At 43.9% G+C, this 14801-nt stretch carries 15 protein-coding genes; 2 read left to right on the top strand and 13 right to left on the bottom strand.

Annotated features, from left to right (window positions below; translation table 11 throughout):
- The first annotated feature begins 6 nt into the window (after positions 1-6).
- The gene (locus tag L0660_RS23505) at positions 7-399 is read left to right on the top strand and encodes a biopolymer transporter ExbD (RefSeq protein WP_233798928.1); all 393 of its coding nucleotides are present in this window, start codon (positions 7-9) and stop codon (positions 397-399) included.
- 4 nt (positions 400-403) lie between these two features.
- Here L0660_RS23505 and L0660_RS23500 read toward each other — a convergent pair whose 3' ends face one another.
- The 12 genes from L0660_RS23500 to L0660_RS23445 form a co-directional block, all read right to left on the bottom strand.
- Complete coding sequence (locus tag L0660_RS23500; protein WP_235161575.1) at positions 404-1429, bottom strand: Gfo/Idh/MocA family protein; 1026 nt, start codon at positions 1427-1429, stop codon at positions 404-406.
- Between the two features lie 121 nt (positions 1430-1550).
- Positions 1551-2915, bottom strand: a complete 1365-nt coding sequence (locus tag L0660_RS23495; RefSeq protein WP_235161574.1) for a TonB-dependent receptor plug domain-containing protein — start codon at positions 2913-2915, stop codon at positions 1551-1553.
- A 50-nt stretch (positions 2916-2965) separates the two neighbouring features.
- A complete protein-coding gene (locus L0660_RS23490) occupies positions 2966-4279 on the bottom strand; it encodes a M56 family metallopeptidase (RefSeq protein ID WP_235161573.1) in 1314 nt (437 codons plus the stop codon).
- Between the two features lie 11 nt (positions 4280-4290).
- Positions 4291-4665 carry a BlaI/MecI/CopY family transcriptional regulator gene (locus L0660_RS23485; RefSeq protein WP_235161572.1) on the bottom strand — a complete coding sequence of 125 codons (375 nt, stop codon included), beginning with the start codon at positions 4663-4665 and terminating at the stop codon, positions 4291-4293.
- Positions 4666-4864: 199 nt separating this feature from the next.
- A complete protein-coding gene (locus tag L0660_RS23480) occupies positions 4865-5509 on the bottom strand; it encodes a Uma2 family endonuclease (protein ID WP_235161571.1) in 645 nt (214 codons plus the stop codon).
- Positions 5510-5540: 31 nt separating this feature from the next.
- Entirely contained in the window at positions 5541-6188 is a 648-nt protein-coding gene (locus L0660_RS23475) for a Uma2 family endonuclease (protein WP_235161570.1), read from the bottom strand.
- Between the two features lie 142 nt (positions 6189-6330).
- Positions 6331-7770, bottom strand: coding sequence for a pyruvate kinase (gene pyk / locus L0660_RS23470; RefSeq protein ID WP_235161569.1), 1440 nt, complete (start codon positions 7768-7770; stop codon positions 6331-6333).
- Positions 7771-7796: 26 nt separating this feature from the next.
- Positions 7797-10289 carry a primosomal protein N' gene (priA, locus tag L0660_RS23465; RefSeq protein WP_235161566.1) on the bottom strand — a complete coding sequence of 831 codons (2493 nt, stop codon included), beginning with the start codon at positions 10287-10289 and terminating at the stop codon, positions 7797-7799.
- An 80-nt stretch (positions 10290-10369) separates the two neighbouring features.
- Positions 10370-10669: a type II toxin-antitoxin system RelE/ParE family toxin gene (locus L0660_RS23460; RefSeq protein WP_026631872.1), complete on the bottom strand. Its 300-nt coding sequence runs from the start codon at positions 10667-10669 to the stop codon at positions 10370-10372.
- Complete coding sequence (locus tag L0660_RS23455; RefSeq protein WP_235161565.1) at positions 10660-10890, bottom strand: hypothetical protein; 231 nt, start codon at positions 10888-10890, stop codon at positions 10660-10662. Before L0660_RS23455 ends, L0660_RS23460 begins: the two co-directional genes overlap by 10 nt.
- Before the next feature lie 44 nt (positions 10891-10934).
- The gene (locus L0660_RS23450) at positions 10935-11537 is read right to left on the bottom strand and encodes an aminotransferase class IV family protein (protein ID WP_235161564.1); all 603 of its coding nucleotides are present in this window, start codon (positions 11535-11537) and stop codon (positions 10935-10937) included.
- Positions 11515-12519: an aminodeoxychorismate synthase component I gene (locus L0660_RS23445; RefSeq protein WP_235161563.1), complete on the bottom strand. Its 1005-nt coding sequence runs from the start codon at positions 12517-12519 to the stop codon at positions 11515-11517. Before L0660_RS23445 ends, L0660_RS23450 begins: the two co-directional genes overlap by 23 nt.
- 124 nt (positions 12520-12643) lie before the next feature.
- Here L0660_RS23445 and L0660_RS23440 point away from each other — a divergent pair, with 124 nt between their 5' ends.
- Positions 12644-13651 (top strand): YpdA family putative bacillithiol disulfide reductase, encoded by a 1008-nt coding sequence (locus L0660_RS23440; RefSeq protein ID WP_235161562.1) that lies wholly within the window; start codon positions 12644-12646, stop codon positions 13649-13651.
- A 1-nt stretch (position 13652) separates the two neighbouring features.
- On the opposite strand, the gene L0660_RS23435 is transcribed toward L0660_RS23440, so the two are convergent.
- Positions 13653-14780: an oxidoreductase gene (locus tag L0660_RS23435; protein WP_235161561.1), complete on the bottom strand. Its 1128-nt coding sequence runs from the start codon at positions 14778-14780 to the stop codon at positions 13653-13655.
- Positions 14781-14801: the final 21 nt, after the last annotated feature.

The following is a 14801-nucleotide window of genomic DNA, read 5'->3' as shown; positions in this document are numbered from 1 at the left end:
CAAAATATGAAAATACGTCGTAAGAGTCGTTTTGCGCCAGAAGTGTTCACGCACTCACTGAACGATATTATGTTTTTCCTTTTGCTGTTCTTTTTGATCATCTCCACGATGTCCAATCCGAACGTGATCAAGCTGATGCTGCCCAAAGCATCCGCTACGCAGCAAATGTATAAGAAGCAGATTACGCTTTCTATTGATGAAAATAAAGGTTACTTTATTGATAAAGAGCCTATTCCGTTCGATCGCTTAGAGACCGAACTGCAAAATATTTTCGCCAATGTCGAAGACAAGACCATTGTTTTAAGGGTTGATAAAAATCTTGCTGTTCAGGATCTGGTGGATGTGCTGGAACTGGGCGCGAAAAATGAGATTAAAATGGTGATGGCTACTGCAAAGTAAGCCGTCACCTTTCTGCACTTTTATAAATTGCTTCCACGACTTTTTGTAAAACAGCACCCTGCGAAGCATTACATATGTTACTAGCCTTTCCATCACAAGCATCCAGGAAAGCAATCGTATTTTTGAGCTGAATGTCGGTTTCTTCCAAATGCGGAAATTCCATATCAACGAGCTCTCCTTCCACTTCACTGTATAAAGAAAACGGGTTCAGCATTGCGCCGGCCTTTGTTCCAAAAACTTCCAGATTTACGTTTTTCGGTATTTTTGTATTTAATGCAAATGATGTGGATAACGTGATGCTTGCATTATCAGGAAAAGATAAATGAGCAAAACAAGCGTCCTCAACCTCAAACTTTTCTGCGTCCCAACCTCCCATGAGGCCTTTTCCACCTGCTTTTCCAATGTAATCATACGTGTTTGCAATGATGCGGTCGGGCTCGCTGTAACCGAGCAGTCCTAACGCAAGATCCAGCACATGAACGCCCAGGTCCATCAACGCACCGCCACCCTGAATGGATTTATTTGTAAAATTTCCCCAACCCGGAATGCCGCGCCGACGCAGAAAATTAGCCTTAATGTGGTAAACTTCACCCAGACGCCCATTGTCTAAAGCGCGTTTCAGTAAACTGTATTCCGGCGTTTGCCTGAGTTGAAAATTATAGGCAAGCACTTTTCCATTCTTCTGCGCCAAATCCGCCATCTCACCAGCCTGAGCCGCAAGGATCGCCGGTGGCTTTTCACAAAGCACGTGGCAATTGTTTTCCAGAGCCTGCATGGTAAATGGATGATGCAGATGATTGGCCGTGCAGTTAATGATCAGATCGGGTCTGTTGTCGCTTTCAAACATTTCAGCTGCATTGTCAAAAGCCAGTGGAATGTCATGCTTATCTGCCAATGCGCGTGCCTTGTGAATGTCACGACTGCAAATGGCAACAAGCTCGACACGCTCAGGAAGTGCCTTTAGTGCTGGAATGTGGTTCTGATCGGCAATATGGCCGCCGCCAATGATGGCTGCTTTAAGGATTGGCATAAATAACGGTTCGGAATGAATGCTAGGAGGGCAAAAGTATCAAATCGTTCCGAATTGTCTAACAAAATGCCCGGAACGGGCCGGGCGTTGGTATTACATATAAGCTAAATGTCAGCCTTGCTTACTTTTTTGTATTGATAATGATAACGCCATCTTTTCCTTCGTTTCCATAAATATCAATCGCACTTTGATTTTTAAGCACATTGATAGACTCGATCTGTTCGGGCTTAATGTGGTGATGCCCCATCGACCCACGCTGCTCCTGCTTAACACCGTCAACAATGATCAATGCATTACTTCCCGGACCATTGTAACCTCTGATGCTTATCGTCCCACCGACTTTTGTAAACGAGTCCATTTTTGCGATCGGCCCAATGTTGGCTGCGTAACGATAATTCGAGAATGTTGCTGCTTTTGCAGGTGTTTGCGGAAGCGTATCTGGGATTTGAGATGTATAAGAAGTCGTGGGGAAATTTACCTTGGCCTTTTTCGAAACCTTACTTTTCTTCGATTTTGGCGCTGCTATTTCAGCTACGGGCTGTTCCATTGGCGTGTCAAATGCTTTGAGGTCATCCAGTTTAGCATGCTCAACAATCATCTGACCAATTACAGCTGGCGTCAGTTTTTCAATGGACTCTACAACTCTTTCCCGTGCTGCCGTTGTTACGAGCACGATGCAGATCAGCGGCAGCACGATGAGATATTTACTTCGCAGCCATTCTCCATTCCGATTTTTATAGATCATCTTAATCCGGCTTTTTAATAACGGACCATTGAAAAAATGATTAGTTAAAGCCGCAGCAGGTGCATTGAAAGCGTAAGCAACCAGAAACCGCGCATATCCATCCCGGTCCGGGGCATGCTCATCTGCCAGATATTCGTGAACTTCCTGCAAAGAGCGCTTGTAAAACCAAAGCACCGGATTAAACCAAAATACAATTTTCAAAAGCTCAATAAAAACAATGTCCAAACTATGCATCTGATGAATGTGGACAGATTCGTGTCTCAGGATCGGCTCAAAGTTCTCTTCATAATCTCTCCGGTTCATAACCAGCCATTTAAAAAATGAAAATGAACCAACCTCATTATGCGGAAGCAGCACCAGTTTCACATCATTTAAATCCATTACATCATCCTTTCTGATCATCACAAAAACATCCCGGATTGACCTGACAAAGGCGGAGCGCAGATACAATGAACCCACCGCACACAAAGCGAACAAGATAGGGCTCCATGTAGTAAGCCAGGAAACCGGCTCAGGCGACTCCATGTAAGGAAGGCTTGCAGCCGCATATATCGCAGGTTTTGACGTAACAACTGCCTCAGGAAAGCTTACCAGCGGCAACAGAAATGCGATGAGCAGCGAGCCAACCAGGTAAATCCGGTTCCAGATAAAGAAGGTATGGTTGCGCAATAACAGTCTGTAAGTGAGGTAAAAAAGCACCCAAAACAAATTGACCTTTGCGAGGTACAGCAGTGTTTCCATTTTTGTACTTGAATGTTAATGTGAACTCAGCGTTGGTATTTATCCGGGAACTAATGGGATAAAGGGCCATAATGCACAACCGTCGCCGCAGATTTCGCCGCTTCTTTGTGACTGCTAGACGTTTTCTCGTCGCTTTCTTCCAGTTGGAAGTTTACCGGCAAATGGTATTTTACATTGACCGGTTCCCCATTTTGTCGGCCTGGCTTCCATTTCGGAAATAGTGCAAGCACTCTTGCAGCTTCCTCGTCACAGCCTGACCCAATGCCTTTTAAGACCTTAATGTCTCGAACATCGCCGCTGGTAGTAACGATAAATTGTAAAAAGACCCGTCCCTGAACATTGTTTTTTGCCGCAACAGTCGGGTATTTTATTTTTCTTCCAAGGAACTGAAACATTGCCTGTTGCCCACCTGGGAATTCGGGCTGTTCTTCAACGACTGTGAAGACTTTTTCATTTGCAAGTGCATCGTTAGCTGCCTTTTCTGAATTTCTAAAGGCCAATTCTGCTTCATTCTGCTCGGTTTGTTCACAACCTGCAACAAATAATGCCGTGCTTCCTATAACCGTCAGGGCCAGCATATAGGTGCTGAGCATCCATTTCGAAGTTCTGTTTTTGTAAATCATACGAATGCGATTTTTGATTTGCGATGGTTTAAAAAAATGGTTCGTTAAAGAAGTGATAGGCGCTTTTAATGCGTAGGCGACCAGGAAACGGGCATAATGGTCACGGTTAGGCGCCTGGGCGTCTGCAAGAAATTCGTGGATCTCCTGCATGGAGCGCTTGTAAAGCAAAAGAAATGGGTTGAACCAGAACAAGACTTTCAAAATCTCGATAAACAGAATGTCCAAACTGTGCATTTGCTGCGTATGGACCATTTCATGTCTTAAAATGGCATCGAAATGATGCTCGTAATCATTGCGATTAATCACAATCCATTTCAAAAACGAGAATGAGCCAGTGTTATTAGAATCGATTAAAACCACGGTGCAGTCATCGAGCTTGATGATTTCACCGGCTTTTAAAAACTTCCGTAACTGAATGATATGCTTTAAAAACTGGAATGCGGCAATGATCAATCCAATGGCATAAACAGCCCAGATTACCTGTGTTTTGCTCAACACTGGCGCCTCTTCATAGTTTGCTGAAATGGTAAAAGCGGCAGCATTAAGCTGATATACAACCGGAATTACAGGCGCATTCTCAGGGTAGATCAGCAATGGAAGAAGAAACGCCAGGCACAATGATCCGAGCAGATAATAGCGGTTCCACTTAAAGAATGTATGGTTCCGCAGCATGAGCAGATAACACGCAATGAGCAAGATCCAATACAGGTTAACCTTTCCAATGTACAATAGCGTTTCCATGGCTAACGGATTTATTTTTCGCTTTTATGATCATTAATCAGCTTCATGATTTCATCCAGATCCTTGGTTTTGAGATCATTATCCTTCACGAAAAAGGAAACCAGATTAGGGAGCGAGTTGTCAAAATAATTGACCATCAGCTGCTGCATTTCATGGCGCTTGTATTCTTCCTCGCTGATCAGCGGAAAATATTCGTGCGTTTTGCCATAAGCCGTGTAACCCACAACTTCCTTCTTTTCCAAAATCCGTATGATCGTTGAAACTGTATTATAAGCAGGCTTGGGTTCAGGCATTTCGGCCAAAATGTCTTTTACAAAAGCCTTTTTCAATTGCCACAAGATCCGCATGATCTCTTCTTCGGCCCGCGTTAATGTGCGTATTTCCATGATGTTATTTTGTCTTACCAGTATTTCGAACTACTAATTCAAAGTTAATACTATTTACTTAGTTTCAAAACTATTTTATTAGTTATAAAGTGAAAAATAATAGCGAAGATGTTTTACTTCGCTATTCAAATGAGTTTAGATGAAACTAATGAATTACACATCAAGCATTTGCCAGATGCTGCGTATAACTTTTCACAGGTCATGCAAACTCGGAGCCTTTGTCTTTGAGATATTGACCTACATTACAAGTAATACCGTCTAGTATTTCCACATCATAATTCCAGTCAAACGACTGCCATTCATCATCGTGCGTTGCAACCATGACCTTTTTTGATTCTGTCAGAAACCAAATGACTTTTTCCGTGCCAAAATCCAATAATTTTCTGGTTTTCAGATTGATGTAGCTGTGAGCAGTTAAGTCTTCCAGCGCAATGTCAATGTCCACTTCAATTGATATAAGCGGTGGAACACTTGCGTAGTTTTTATTGATCTTATCAATGGTCAGTTTACCGCTGTCAAAAATTAACAAATCTCCCGCCAAATTATTCTTTCGATCTAGATGCAATCCTGCTTCGCTTGTCAGAATATGATATTTATGCTCATGGATTTGCTTGCCAATCCAAATTGTTAAATACGTGATCAGGAAAGCCTGCAAAGAACTCGAACCCATAATGTCTTCAACCGTTTTCGTTTTGGCTAACACATCGCGGTAACCCTTCCGATAGTAAGGTTTCCCGTCAATTATCTCATGAATCAAAACGTTGGGTATTTGGGTAGCAATGCTTCTGGCCGAAACCTTGCCCGGAGTTGAGGGAGCGATCATCTGGGCGATTGATTTTCTCATACTCAAATATAACTATTTTGCTTTTCAAAGTTCATGCAAACTCCGAGCCTTTGTCTTTCAAGTATTGACCAACATTGCAAGTAATACCGTCTAGTATTTCCACATCCTCGTTCCAATCAACCGTCTTCCAAGTGCCATCATTAGTTGCGATCATGACGCTTTTGGATTGGGTGAGGAACCAGATTACTTTGTCCGCACCGAAGTCGAGTAGCTTTTTGGTTTTGATGTTCATGTAGCCCTCCTGGGTGAAGGTTTCCAGTTCGATGTCCAGGTCTATTTCAATAGAGATTTTGGGATGAACCTGTGCATAATGCTTGTTTATTTTATCGATGGTTAGCACATCACGGTCGAACAGCATCATGTCGCCTGACAGATTGTTCCGTTTGTCGATGTGAATGCCCGCTTCATTGGTGGCGATGATGTATTGGTTTTCATCAATTCCTTTATACAGGAGGCGCAATAAGTAATCAATAATAAAAAACTGCAATGAGCTGCAACCCATAATGTCTTCAACCGTTTTCGTTTTGGCCAGTACGTCGCGGTAACCTTTGCGATACAAGGGTATGCCGTCAATTATTTCATGGATCAGAACGTCAGGTATATTTTTCGCAGAGATCGTCTTTGGTAAAACCCTCTGCGGATTGGAAGAAGCTATCATATGTCCTATTGATTTGCTCATAAGTAAATATAATGATTTTTGCTTTGGGGCGGAAGAGCATTGTCCCACCGGTTTACTGCCATTTTTCTAACGGTAATCTGCCGTATAATGCAAAAGCAGCAAGAGTTGCCTCCTGCTGCTTTCTGATAAGAATTCCTTCTATTTATTCTACAACGCTCAATTTCACAGTATTCGTCTTGCGCTGTCTTGAAACCGGGATGCTAAGCGTGTTGATGAAAACATCGCCTTTTTGCAATTCACCTTTTTCAACTAAAAACTGCTTAATGTCCTCAATCAGATCGTCCGTAGAAGCATCTTGGTCGCGGTCGTAATAGTATACTTTTGTTCCCCAATACAATGCTAGTTGATTCATTAACACTTTATTAGAAGTGAAAATCAGCAAGCCAGCCTTTGGGCGGTGATGCGAAAGACGGAAAGAAGTGTATCCCGAACGCGTGATACCAATGATCGCTTTCGCTTGCGTGTCGCGTGCCAGACGGCAAGCGCTCATTACCACGTAATCATTCAATTTGTTAATGCTTGTGCTTTCGCTAACAGCAGCGTGGTGTTTGAAATAAATGCTGTTTGTAGACGATTCAACTCTTTCAATTGTTCTCGTCATACTTTCAACAGCCAGCAACGGATACTTTCCTGATGCAGTTTCAGCGCTGAGCATTACCGCGTCAGCACCATCCAGAACAGAGTTAGCAACATCATTAAGCTCCGCACGTGTTGCGCGAGGGCTATCAATCATGCTTTCAAGCATTTGCGTAGCAACGATAACCGGTTTTCCAGCCTTGTTACATTTGTCAACGATCATTTTCTGGATCATTGGCACTTCTTCCGCGGGAAGTTCAACACCCAAGTCGCCGCGGGCAACCATGATGGCGTCTGTGGCTTCGATGATCTCGTCGATGTTCAGGATAGCTTCCGGCTTCTCGATTTTCGCAACCAAACGCGCCGTTTTGCCTTTGCTGGCAATATATTCTTTTACTTTAATCAATTCTGAGGCTGTGCGAACGAACGATAATGCCACCCATTCCACATTATTTTCAAGACCAAAATCAAGATCTTCGTAGTCTTTTGCTGTTACAGAAGGCATTGAAACCTTTGTATTTGGCAGGTTTACACCTTTTTTGGATTTCAGATAACCACCATAAATTACTTCGGTTACCACGTCTGTTCCATCCATTCCTGTTACCAGCACTTCCAGTTTACCGTCGTCCATCAGGATGCGGTCGCCGATCTTAACATCATTATACATGCCGTCGTATGGCGTGCTAACTTTTTCAGCAGTTCCCAACACTTCTGTGTTGGAAAGTATCAATTTATTACCTGCTTCGATCAGAACGCCATCTTTTTCGGCAACCATGCCGATACGGATCTTTGGTCCCTGCAAATCTTGCAGAATAGCGAGGTTTAAACCATGCTCTTCGTTGATTTCCCGAATGGTGTTTAATCTTTGGAGGTGATCAGCGTGAGAGCCGTGAGAGAAGTTAAGGCGAAAAACGTTTACCCCGGCTTTTGCCAATGCATACAATGTTTCTTTTGTTTCGGAGGCTGGACCTACGGTAGCAACAATTCTGGTTTTTTTGGAAGACATAGATTAATATGCAGTAAAAATGATTTTTATAAACAATCCACGTCAATCACGACCTGGATGCTTTTGAGCGTCTTATCGGTTAAAATATCAATAACCTTTTCTTGTATAAATGACTTTGCCGCCTTAAAATTAATCTTTTCTCGTTCAAGTTTAATGAGAATGTCGAACAAAAACTGATTTCTTACTCTTTCCACCAGCGGTGGTTGCGGTCCGAGAACCCGGCTGGCTCCCAGGTTGGCCGTCAGTTTGTCTGCCAGGATCTTGGCAGCCTTGCTCGAAGTGGCTTCGTCGACGTGCTTAACCGTCACTTTTATAAGCCTTGTAAAAGGCGGATAGTGGAATTTTTCACGCTCCTCGATTTCATCCGCATACATGCCTTCGTAATCGTTGTTAATGATCTTTTCCAGCAGCTTTTGGCCAGGATTACTCGTTTGAATAAGCACTTTTCCAGGCTTTTCGGCGCGCCTTCCCGCTCTGCCGCTGACTTGTGTAAGCATTTGGAACGCCCGTTCCGAAGCACGGAATTCAGGGAAATGGATCATCCGGTCCGCATCAAAAATCCCTACAATGCTAACATTGTCAAAATCAAGGCCTTTGCTCACCATTTGTGTGCCGACCAAAATGTCGATTCCGCCTTCCTCAAACTCCGAAATGATCTGTTGATAAGCGTTTTTTGCCCTTGTCGTATCCAGATCCATGCGTTGCACACGGGCTTCCGGAAACATCGAATGGATCTCATCTTCAATCTTTTCCGTCCCGTAACCCATCGTTTTTACCTGCGTTGAACCGCATTGCGGGCAAGTTCGTGGGACTTCTTCTTTATGACCGCAGTAATGGCAGCGCACTTCGCCGGCTTTCATATGATAAGTCAGGCTCACGTCACAATTCGCACATTCAGGAATCCAGTTGCAGATTTCACATTGCAGATATGGCGAGTAACCGCGGCGGTTCTGGAAAAGAATGGTCTGTTCTTTATTTTGGAGATTTAATTTTAAATGATCAATCAGCACAGATGAAAACTCATTTTTCATCTTCTTCGACTTCTTTTCCTTTTTTGTATCAATTAATTCGAAGGTCGGCAACGCTGCATTTCCAAATCGCTGCTTCATTTCTACAAACCCATATCTGCCCGTTTGCGCATGATAATAACTTTCTAATGAAGGCGTTGCGGATCCAAGCAGCGTTTTGCCCTTATGCATATAGGACATGATCACAGCCACATCACGCGCATTGTAGCGCGGCGCCGGATCATGTTGCTTGTACGAAGTTTCGTGTTCCTCGTCAACGATGATTAAACCAAGATTATCAAAAGGAAGGAAAACGGCAGAACGAACGCCGACAACAAACTGAAACTTTCCATCCAAAATGCCTTTCCAAACTTCAACACGCTCATTATCAGAAAACTTGGAATGATAAATGCCCATTGTGTCACCAAAAACCTTCCGCAGCCGGACAACGATTTGTGTAGTCAGGGCAATTTCGGGTAACAAAAACAGAACTTGCAGGCCACTTTCCAGGACTTGTTTGATCAGTTCAATGTAAACTTCGGTTTTGCCGCTGCCGGTTATGCCGTGCAATAGCACAACTTCCTTTTCTGTAAAGAGTTCGTGGATTTGTTGAGAGGCTATTTTTTGCGTTTCCGTCAATGTAATGACCGCATTGCTGGCTGGAATGTCGTCAAATCTGGAAATGAAAATTTCAAATTGTTCGAAGATTCCCTTTTTAATTAACGTGTTCAGCGAAGCATCGGAAACATTGTCATCCTGGCTAAAAATGGATTTGTCAAGCCCTTTTTGATTTAGATCAGGATTGTTATAAACTGGAATGTAACTCAAATATTTTAGGAGAATTTCCTGCTGCTTCGGCGTTTTATCCAGCGAGCCCGCCAGTTTGGAAAGTGCATCATTGGACGTGTAAGCAGCATTCAACCTGATTTTTCGAACAACTTTCGGCTTATATCGTTCTTTAACCTCTTCAAAGAGGATAACGGCACGTTTGCCGACCAGCGATTTGATGATTGCCGTTATGTTTGAACGCTGCAAAAGCCGCTCAACTTCCTCATAGGAAAGGGTTTGGTGCTTTTTGATCTCATCAACGACAATCCGCTCCTGATCTGTCAGCAGGTCATCATGATCAAATTGAGGATTGATCTGGATCCGTGACTGACTTGTGATTTTCAGTCCCGCCGGAAGCGCAATGTTAAGCACATCTCCAATATTGCATAAATAATATTCCGAAACCCAATTGAACAATTCAAGCTGTCGCTTTGTGACAATAGGTTCATCGTCAAGCAGTTCAAGAACGTATTTCGCCTGATATTTGGAAGGCGGATTCGAATGTATGTGAGCGACAACCGCCGTAGTTACCCTTTTTTGTCCAAACTGCACAATCACCCGCGCCCCCACCTTAATCATCCCGCTCATTTCCCTGGGAACCCTGTAAGTAAACAAAGAAGGAATCGGAACCGGCAATATCAGATCGGCAAAAAAAGTAGTTTCTTCCTCAAAAAGGGAGGCCATTGGCTGCGGGGAATGTTTAATAAATTAACGTGCAAAGTTACGATTAATCGCACGGATGGTCTGTAAGGGGATAGTGAAAGCTAAAAGATGCGTTTCTTTTTGGGATGTTGGCGTGTATCAAACACTGCTAAAACAAAAACCTTGGAATCCGTTACTTTGTATATCAGTAAATTATGTTTGGTTATAACAGCTTCACGCATTGGGCTATTCTCTGAAATTTGCCTAAACATGCCAGGATGATCAGCAATCATGTGCAGGACATGTTCAGTTCTTTTTACGAAATCCCGAATGACAGCTTCGTGCCAATTCTCTTCCAAGTAAGCAATTACACCATGGAAATTATCTAATGCACGTGGTGTCCAGACAATCTCTAAAGCCATTTTTTATAGGTTTCCCTGGCTTTGTCATGTGATATCTCCAAGCCGGCATCGATTTGCCTGATTGATTCCTGAACATCCGAAATAACCTTTTCTGGAAGGTCGCCCCATTCATGATCTGCGTCAAAATTCTTAAAAATCGATTTGACCGCATCTATAATGTTCTTGTCCTCCGTATCCAGAAGTCGTTTAGCTAATTCGATCTTTTCAGTTTGCATATCCATATGATCAAATTTACTGTTTTTGTGCATAAATAATAATTCCCAAATCAAACAATGCAATCCATCCCCAACTCCACTGCCTTTTCCCAGCCAATCATCGCATTAAGCAACCTCATTTTACTAAAATTGGCAAGATCATCTTCGCTAATCCTTTCCTCTTTAATAACCCCCGATTCCAGTAGAAACGCTCGTTGCGTGCCTGGTAACAGCGGTGAATTGGGGGTAACCCAGGTAATTCCATTGTAAAAAGCAACATTGCCGTAAAGGGAATCGGTTACCAGGCCGTTTTTGATGATCAGGATTTCGTCGGCGTCATTTCGTTGGGCGAAAAGGGTGTTAAGTTCTTCGCGGTCTTCGTATTTGTAACGGTAATCGATGGCGTCGTGATATACGCGCCGGATTTTGCAGATGTTCCTATATGCGTACGGCTCCCATTTGACGACTTCTATTTCCTGGCTGTATGAAACGCGGCATTTGTGCAGCGTATGGTCAACATGGTCAGGGATAATGAGGAGTTCGGACAAATTCCAGTAGTCGGAATAACCCCAAAGTTCGTGGCGCGTCCTGTTGAGCCGGGCTTCGTGGTAAGCAAGGTTTTTCAATTCACGATTCTCACAGCAGATCGTTTCAAAACATAGTGTGCGGGACATGGGCGAAGGGGAGGTAAACTTTGTCTATTAATTCCTGATACTCTTTTTCTGCATTGCTTTGCGCGGTGATCCCACCGCCACTTTTGAAAACCAGCTTTCCATCCTGATTTTCGATAAACCGGATCATGACAGCACTCTCAAAATTTTCTCCGTCAAAATATCCCATAACCCCCGTATAGTAACCGCGGTCATAATTTTCTGCTTCCTCAATGATCTTTAACGTGCTCGGTTTCGGCGCTCCTGTGATGGAGCCGGCGGGAAGCATTCGAACCAATAAATCACCAAATTTACCATCGAAATCATTAGGCAGAATCCCCGCGATTTCCGAGCTTACCTGCAATAATGTCTTATCATTTGTCTGAATGCGGTCGATATAGCGGTATTTTTCGACCCAAACTTTGTCTGCAACCATACTCAGGTCATTGCGGATCAGATCGACGATGGTGGCGTGTTCGGCGGCTTCTTTGGTGTCGGATAAAATTACATGCGCTGCATTCGGAACCGATGCGTCAATTGTGCCTTTCATTGGAAATGATGCAATCCGGTTGCCGTTGATCCGGACAAAAATTTCGGGAGAAAAGCAGACGAACTCATTTTTATACAAAAACCGGTAAGGCGCCTCACTATGAATAAAGATCTCTTCCAAAGTAAGGTCCGTAGTGATGTTTGTTGGAACGGAAAGATTGATCAAAAACGAATTGCCGGCCTTTAAATTAGCAACCACCCGATCAAATTTAACAACGTAATCGGTAAAAGAAATGGGCTTTTTATGAAATGCAAAGTCGGAAAGGGCAGGTTGCTTTTCATCTCTGCCGACGTTACCAAAACCATTCAGATCGAAGCGGATGTTGGTCAATGCATTGTCGTCCAATGTCCAGGCTAGCGGCTTTTCGATGCGGTAATCTACAAGAAAAAGGAAGGGAGTTTTTGATTTTCCCCACTCGTTCAGCCTTTCCGCAAAGTCCCTTGCCTGGTCTTCCAAATCTTGATTCTAACTAAATAATGAACATTTTGAACAGCCAGCTAATTTACAAAGTTCAGAAACCAATATCTAAATTAACGGGTTTATTGAAGTAGGAGAGCACAATCGAATTAAGATTATCGCAATGCATATATATGATGTAATCGTTATTGGCGGCGGGCCATGCGGGCTGGCAATGGGTGTGGAATTGGCGAAAAGCGGCCTGGATTATCTGATTCTGGAAAAAGGAAATCTTACGGAATCGATTCGCAGATATCCACGGCGCATGAAGTTCTTTTCAACCGCTGAAAACATTGAAATCGGCGGAATTCCTTTCGCTATTTCCGAAGTGAAGGCCAACCGGAACGAAGCATTACAATATTATAGAAAGGTTGCGGGCTATTACCACCTGAATTTTAAGCTCTTTATCGATGTGGACCGCGCGGAAAAGCAGCCCGACGGCACATTCCTGACTTATGCTAATGATGGTCAGGTCTTTCAATCTAAAAATGTGGTTCTGGCCACAGGCTATTTTGATGTTCCCCGGCTATTGAATGTGCCCGGCGAAGACCTGCCGCATGTATCGCATTACTATGATGAGCCTTTCAAATATTCTTTCACCAATGTGGTGCTCGTCGGCGGGTCCAATTCATCAGTGGAAGCTGCTTTGGAGCTTTACAGGCACGATGCACATGTGACGATCGTGCATAAGGAGGCCGATTTCCGTACAAAAGTGAAATATTGGCTTGTGCCTGATGTGAAAAACCGGGTTAAGGAAGGCAAAATCCACACGCGTTTCAACGCTATTACTAGAAGGATCGAGCAGGGTCGGATTGAAATTGAAAATCTTGAAACTGGCGAAACAGAATGGCTTCCGGCGGACTTTGTATTCTTGCTCGTAGGATACCTTCCCGATGAACATTTGCTCGCAAGATGTGGCGTAGCGCTGGATGAAGTCACCAAGGTTCCGTCTTATGACAAAGAAACCTTTGAAACGAATGTACACGGACTTTATCTCTGCGGAACAGTGATGGCGGGTGTTTTTACAGAAAAAGTCTTTATAGAAAATGGTCGTGATCATGCAGCCGCGATTGCAGATCATTTGTCCGGAAGGGAAGTCAGGGTGGTTAAAGACTTGATAGACAGGATCTGATTTACTGATCTACAAAAACCAGTTTCCTTTTTTTCTTTTTGGTCGAGAATTTCTCAATTTTCCCGATCAAGCCGTTGGCTCCGACCGCATAGCCTACATTCCCTGCAAAACTCATGGCGTGAAATCCTTCTTTGCCCAATTCCTGCCAGGTTTTGCCCCAATCCGCCGAAAAGCTGCTGCCGGAAGGGCCGCTTGCGATTAATGCGTAATCATCGGATCTGAGCTCCGATTCGCCCGTCCAAACTGCATCTGTTTTATGATATAGTGCAACGCTTTCCTTCAAACCGGTCGGCTTGGTCATGCCCGTTAGTTTCCAGGTAATGCCGCCATCGCGTGTAATGAGCACATTCTGCGTTGAATCAGTCGTTTTCTTATAATCACCACCTACTGCAATGCCGCTGCTTTTGGACCAGAACCGTAAGCCAAAAATGCCGCTCGTTGGCCCGGCAGGCAACGGCGTTGCCGATACTTCCCAGGAACGGCCATAGTCATCTGAGCGGAAAACGCGTGCCATTTTGCCTCCCCCTGTTCCTATGAAAACCTTTTCCTTCCCGGCAACGAAGATGGAAGTGCCACTGGCAGCAAAACATGCTTCACCTGGTTCAGCAACCGGCCGCTTCTCAACCGGCAATTCCTGCCAGCTTTTTCCGCCGTCTTCCGTAGTCAAAATGAACAACCTTCCATCGATCGGATCGCCCAGACAGATGCCTTTATTTTTATCCCAAAAGTCGATTCCATCCAGAAAAACCCCATTTTGTGTAGTTTGGTACACAAGGGACCAGGTCAGTCCGCCGTCTTCTGTGCGGTAAATTTTGGCCTTATCGTGCTGTGCCTCACCCGCACTCATGGCCACTGCGATATCCTTATTGAAAGCATGAATATCCCTGAAATCAAGCGAATCTGCACCCGAAATTTTTGAGGTTAACCATTTCTTACCCCCGTTCACCGTCTTCAATACAGTTCCCCCTGAACCGCCAATCCAGCACGTAGTAGGTGAAACAGCGTGCACTGCGCGCATGTGGATTTTCGCTTTTATATCAATGACCCTCCATTGCGCTGTTACCCATTGTGGCGTGAGAAACACGGTAATTAATGCAAGCGACTTAAAAATGGTTGGGCTTAGTGGCACAGTATTTTTATTATTTTACAG

The organism is Dyadobacter sp. CY351, from assembly GCF_021502625.1.
GTDB lineage: Bacteria > Bacteroidota > Bacteroidia > Cytophagales > Spirosomataceae > Dyadobacter > Dyadobacter chenhuakuii.
This window is presented reverse-complemented; position numbering and strand designations above follow the sequence as displayed.

Bases quoted from the DNA above. Each gene is read 5' to 3' on its own strand.
- L0660_RS23505 (WP_233798928.1), top strand. From the start codon at position 7: ATGAAAATACGTCGTAAGAGTCGTTTTGCGCCAGAAGTGTTCACGCAC.
- L0660_RS23500 (WP_235161575.1), bottom strand. From the start codon at position 1,429: ATGCCAATCCTTAAAGCAGCCATCATTGGCGGCGGCCATATTGCCGAT.
- L0660_RS23495 (WP_235161574.1), bottom strand. From the start codon at position 2,915: ATGGAAACACTGCTGTACCTCGCAAAGGTCAATTTGTTTTGGGTGCTT.
- L0660_RS23490 (WP_235161573.1), bottom strand. From the start codon at position 4,279: ATGGAAACGCTATTGTACATTGGAAAGGTTAACCTGTATTGGATCTTG.
- L0660_RS23485 (WP_235161572.1), bottom strand. From the start codon at position 4,665: ATGGAAATACGCACATTAACGCGGGCCGAAGAAGAGATCATGCGGATC.
- L0660_RS23480 (WP_235161571.1), bottom strand. From the start codon at position 5,509: ATGAGAAAATCAATCGCCCAGATGATCGCTCCCTCAACTCCGGGCAAG.
- L0660_RS23475 (WP_235161570.1), bottom strand. From the start codon at position 6,188: ATGAGCAAATCAATAGGACATATGATAGCTTCTTCCAATCCGCAGAGG.
- pyk (WP_235161569.1), bottom strand. From the start codon at position 7,770: ATGTCTTCCAAAAAAACCAGAATTGTTGCTACCGTAGGTCCAGCCTCC.
- priA (WP_235161566.1), bottom strand. From the start codon at position 10,289: ATGGCCTCCCTTTTTGAGGAAGAAACTACTTTTTTTGCCGATCTGATA.
- L0660_RS23460 (WP_026631872.1), bottom strand. From the start codon at position 10,669: ATGGCTTTAGAGATTGTCTGGACACCACGTGCATTAGATAATTTCCAT.
- L0660_RS23455 (WP_235161565.1), bottom strand. From the start codon at position 10,890: ATGGATATGCAAACTGAAAAGATCGAATTAGCTAAACGACTTCTGGAT.
- L0660_RS23450 (WP_235161564.1), bottom strand. From the start codon at position 11,537: ATGTCCCGCACACTATGTTTTGAAACGATCTGCTGTGAGAATCGTGAA.
- L0660_RS23440 (WP_235161562.1), top strand. From the start codon at position 12,644: ATGCATATATATGATGTAATCGTTATTGGCGGCGGGCCATGCGGGCTG.